The organism is Pseudomonas sp. P5_B2, from assembly GCF_056400445.1.
Genome location: NZ_JBFULH010000330.1, coordinates 1 through 4,619 on the forward strand (window position 1 = coordinate 1; position 4,619 = coordinate 4,619).

Below are 4,619 nucleotides of genomic sequence, written 5' to 3' on the forward strand. Positions count from 1 at the left end.
GGATCAATGTCGCCCGAGACCGTACGTAAAGGAGGGGAAATAACTGACCTGCATCAAAAGATGCAGGGTACTTCAACGCTTTTTCGGCTTGTTCTTCGGTTTCTTCTTGGCTTTACCCAAAGGCATCGCCTGCTCAAATGCCTGACGAACTTCGTTCAGACGTTTTTCATTAAGGTCATGAACGCGCTTGGCGCGTTCCGCATTGAGATCTATCAGCTTATCGTCTTGGCTCATGGTGCTCTGTGCATCGTTTGACAGGTTGTTGCAATAATGCGGTCTGACAGCCGTGCTGACCAGCCGCAACCTCAAATCTGAATATCGACCCACAAGCCCTGACGCGGCTCATTCTCCATCAACGGTGCCACCGGCACCGTGTTGTCTGCATTCAGTTCGTCACCGGGAATCGCCAGATGCGCCTCCGGGTCTTCATCGGCCTCGCGACGGCGACGCTCGCGCTCCTGCTTGCGGCGCTGCTCCTCGCGCAGCTGAAAAGCCGCTTCCTCGGGATCGCGCTGCTGCAGGTCGATCGTGCTCTCGCTGGAGCTTTCCTGCACTGGCACCACTGGCGGAATGTCTGGGCGCTGGCGAATCGGGTCCTGCTGTGAGGTGATCGGCACGGCACTCAAGGGGAGCATCGGTGGCAGCATAATTATCAGTCTCCTGTCAGCAGGCTGTCGGCCGCGTGGATGGCGACTTGAGCCATCGGTCGAAATCTGTGGCCCGTTTGGCACGAATGGGTGCCCTGGCCGGCGGGCATGGTTTCGTTGGGCTAACGTAAGACTGCGAGTTTTTATGAGAGTCCTTTGGCCCTCAAGGTCTCATTCCGTTAAGATAGCCCGCTTTTTCAAGGTGGGAGTCAGGCAGCATGGCGCAGCAGTATCAACCGGGGCAACGCTGGATCAGTGACAGCGAAGCCGAGCTGGGTTTAGGCACCGTTCTGGCACAGGACGGCCGCTTGTTGACCGTGCTCTATCCGGCCACTGGCGAAACTCGCCAGTATGCGCTAAGGAATGCGCCCCTCACCCGCGTGCGGTTTTCGCCCGGTGACTCGATCACTCACTTCGAAGGCTGGAAACTGACGGTTCAGGAAGTCGACGACGTCGATGGCCTGCTGGTTTACCACGGCCTCAACGCGCAGAACGAAGGCGTGACGCTGCCGGAAACCCAACTGTCGAACTTCATTCAGTTCCGTCTGGCCAGCGATCGTTTGTTCGCCGGGCAGATCGACCCACTGGCCTGGTTCTCCCTGCGTTACAACACCCTGGAACACACCAGCCGCCAATTGCAGTCCGCGCTCTGGGGCCTCGGTGGCGTACGTGCGCAACCGATCGCGCACCAATTGCACATCGCCCGTGAAGTCGCCGACCGCATTGCGCCGCGTGTTCTGCTGGCCGACGAAGTAGGCCTGGGTAAAACCATCGAAGCCGGTTTGGTGATCCATCGCCAACTGCTTTCGGGCCGCGCCAACCGCGTGCTGATCCTGGTTCCCGAGAACCTGCAGCACCAGTGGCTGGTCGAGATGCGCCGCCGCTTCAACCTGCAAGTCGCGCTGTTCGACGAAGAACGCTTCATCGAAAGCGATGCCACCAACCCGTTCGAAGACACCCAGCTCGCGCTGGTTGCTCTGGAGTGGCTGGTGGAAGACGAAAAGGCTCAGGATGCGCTGTTCGCCGCCGGCTGGGACTTGATGGTCGTCGACGAAGCTCACCACCTGGTGTGGCATGAAGACAACGCCAGCCCGGAATACACCCTGGTCGAGCAGCTCGCTGAGACCATCCCCGGTGTGCTGTTGCTGACCGCGACCCCGGAACAACTGGGTCAGGACAGCCACTTCGCCCGTTTGCGCCTGCTCGACCCGAACCGTTTCCATGACTTGGCCGCCTTCCGCGCCGAGAGCGAAAACTATCGCCCGGTGGCCGAAGCCGTTCAGGAGCTGCTGGACAAGGGGCGCCTGTCGCCTGAAGCACACAAGACCATTCACGGCTTCCTCGGCAACGAAGGCGAAGCCCTGCTCGCCGCCGTGAACGACGGCGACACCGAAGCCAGCGCCCGCCTCGTGCGCGAACTGCTGGATCGCCATGGCACCGGCCGCGTGCTGTTCCGTAACACCCGCGCCGCCGTGCAGGGTTTCCCGGAGCGCAAACTGCACCCGTACCCGCTGCCGTGCCCTGACGAATACCTCGAACTGCCCTTGGGCGATCACGCCGAGTTGTACCCGGAAGTCAGCTTCCAGGCCCAGCCGGACGCCAATGAAGAAGAACGCTGGTGGAAATTCGACCCGCGCGTCGAGTGGCTGATCGACACCCTGAAGATGCTCAAGCGCACCAAGGTGCTGGTGATCTGCGCCCATGCCGAAACCGCCATGGATCTGGAAGACGCCCTGCGAGTACGTTCCGGGATTCCGGCCACGGTGTTCCACGAAGGCATGAACATCCTCGAACGAGACCGCGCCGCCGCGTACTTCGCCGATGAAGAATTCGGTGCACAGGTACTGATCTGCTCGGAAATCGGTAGTGAAGGTCGCAACTTCCAGTTCTCGCACCACTTGGTGCTGTTCGATCTGCCAGCGCACCCGGACCTGCTGGAGCAGCGTATCGGTCGTCTGGACCGGATCGGCCAGAAGCACACCATCGAATTGCACGTGCCTTATCTGGAAACCAGCCCGCAAGAGCGCCTATTCCAGTGGTACCACGAGGCGCTGAACGCGTTCCTCAACACCTGCCCGACCGGCAACGCGTTGCAGCATCAGTTCGGCCCGCGCCTGCTGCCGCTGCTGGAAGAGGCCGACGATAGCGAGTGGCAAGCGCTGATCGACGAAGCCCGCACCGAGCGTGAGCGACTGGAAGCCGATCTGCACACCGGCCGTGACCGCTTGCTGGAACTCAATTCCGGCGGCGCTGGCGAAGGCGATGCGCTGGTTGAAGATATTCTTGAGCAAGACGATCAGTTCGCCCTGCCGATCTACATGGAGACCCTGTTCGACGCGTTCGGCATCGACAGCGAAGACCACTCGGAAAACGCACTGATCCTCAAGCCGAGCGAAAAAATGCTCGACGCCAGCTTCCCGCTGGGCGACGACGAAGGCGTGACCATTACCTACGACCGCAACCAGGCGCTGTCTCGCGAAGACATGCAATTCATCACCTGGGAGCACCCGATGGTTCAAGGTGGCATGGACCTGGTCTTGTCCGGCTCGATGGGCAACACCGCCGTGGCGCTGATCAAGAACAAGGCGCTCAAACCTGGCACCGTGTTGCTGGAACTGCTCTACGTCAGCGAAGTGGTTGCCCCACGCTCGCTGCAACTGGGCCGTTACCTGCCACCGGCCGCCCTGCGCTGCCTGCTCGACACCAACGGCAATGACCTCTCGGCCCGCGTGTCGTTCGAGACCTTGAACGATCAACTGGAAAGCGTACCGCGTGCCAGCGCCAACAAGTTCATCCAGGCTCAGCGTGATCAGCTGACACCCCGGATCAACGCCGGCGAAGAGAAAATCTTCCCGCGTCACGCCGAGCGTGTTGCCGAGGCACAACGTCGTCTGGCCGCTGATACCGAAGAAGAACTGGCGCGCCTGACAGCGTTGCAAGCCGTCAACCCGACCGTGCGCGACAGCGAACTGGTTGCCCTGCGCAAACAGCGCGAGCAAGGCTTGGCCATGCTTGAAAAGGCTGCGCTGCGACTGGAAGCGATTCGGGTGTTGGTGGCGGGTTAATCTTCCGCATCTACTCCGTCAATAAAAAAGGCCCGCAGCGATGCGGGCCTTTTTTATTGGACGAATTCCTGGTCTTGTCAGTTCGGGACTTCAAACCTCCAAGCAGAGCTTTCTAATAATTACGCAGGACGTTTCCGACAACCGAATAGGACAATTCGTTACAACCATAGAGCAGCAACAAATACATTTAACGCCGCCTCTTCTCCACGCCAAAAAAGAACTTTCCTACTCAACTCTCAGACCCATTCTTACTATTAACATACTAGTATAAAAACAAAGACCGCCGCACCAGGCGCGAGCGACACACATAGCACACGCTACTGACAACCATAAAATATTTTAGGATTTTACAATGAGTAATGGATTAACTCTCCCGCCCCTCAACATTACAGCTGCTGCACCAGGATATTCCCCACCACAAGGAGTCACTTGGCCTGCACCAAACCCTGCACTGGTTTTTACCGCCCAACAACACGAACGTAACGCTTTCTATGGCCAAGGTATGTGGCGAGAGATGATCATAAAGATCACCAACGAACAAAAGCCCTATATCAAAAACGGAGTTGCTACCGGCATTGTTCAATCCATAATCCGTGACATGCAAACCATTCCATTTGCTGACAACTATATTTGCTTGAATCCGAATTTGTCGCCTACTCAAGCGTTGCATTATGCAACTAAAAACTTCAAAGCAGGATCTGTTCCGGAGTCCAAAGGATTATCTGGAGGGCTTTTAACTACATTTGCTGCCTTTGGCCATTTCCTTTTTGGAAAAGGAGCTACCGCTGAAACTAATATCAACAGTTTGGGTTTGAGTCTCTCTAGCACAACGATTCCAATGCTGGAGTCGGCGTTCATCAATGCTCCGACGGGGCAAACAGCAATTGTTCTTGATAAGGTACCGTAC

Annotated in this window: 4 protein-coding genes; 2 read left to right on the forward strand and 2 right to left on the reverse strand. The window is 57.8% G+C overall.

Annotation, left to right across the window (positions count from 1 at the left end; genetic code table 11):
* Positions 1 to 72: 72 nt before the first annotated feature.
* A complete protein-coding gene (locus AC1DRJ_RS19610) occupies positions 73 to 234 on the reverse strand; it encodes a hypothetical protein (RefSeq protein WP_008074569.1) in 162 nt (53 codons plus the stop codon).
* Positions 235 to 305: 71 nt separating this feature from the next.
* Complete coding sequence (locus AC1DRJ_RS19615; RefSeq protein ID WP_477803608.1) at positions 306 to 647, reverse strand: aspartate-semialdehyde dehydrogenase; 342 nt, start codon at positions 645 to 647, stop codon at positions 306 to 308.
* A gap of 218 nt (positions 648 to 865) precedes the next feature.
* Here AC1DRJ_RS19615 and rapA point away from each other — a divergent pair, with 218 nt between their 5' ends.
* Both rapA and AC1DRJ_RS19625 read left to right on the forward strand, forming a co-directional pair.
* Positions 866 to 3,712, forward strand: coding sequence for an RNA polymerase-associated protein RapA (gene rapA / locus AC1DRJ_RS19620; RefSeq protein WP_477803609.1), 2,847 nt, complete (start codon positions 866 to 868; stop codon positions 3,710 to 3,712).
* 352 nt (positions 3,713 to 4,064) lie between these two features.
* On the forward strand, positions 4,065 to 4,619 hold a 555-nt coding region (locus AC1DRJ_RS19625; protein WP_477803610.1), incomplete at its 3' end, for a lipid II-degrading bacteriocin.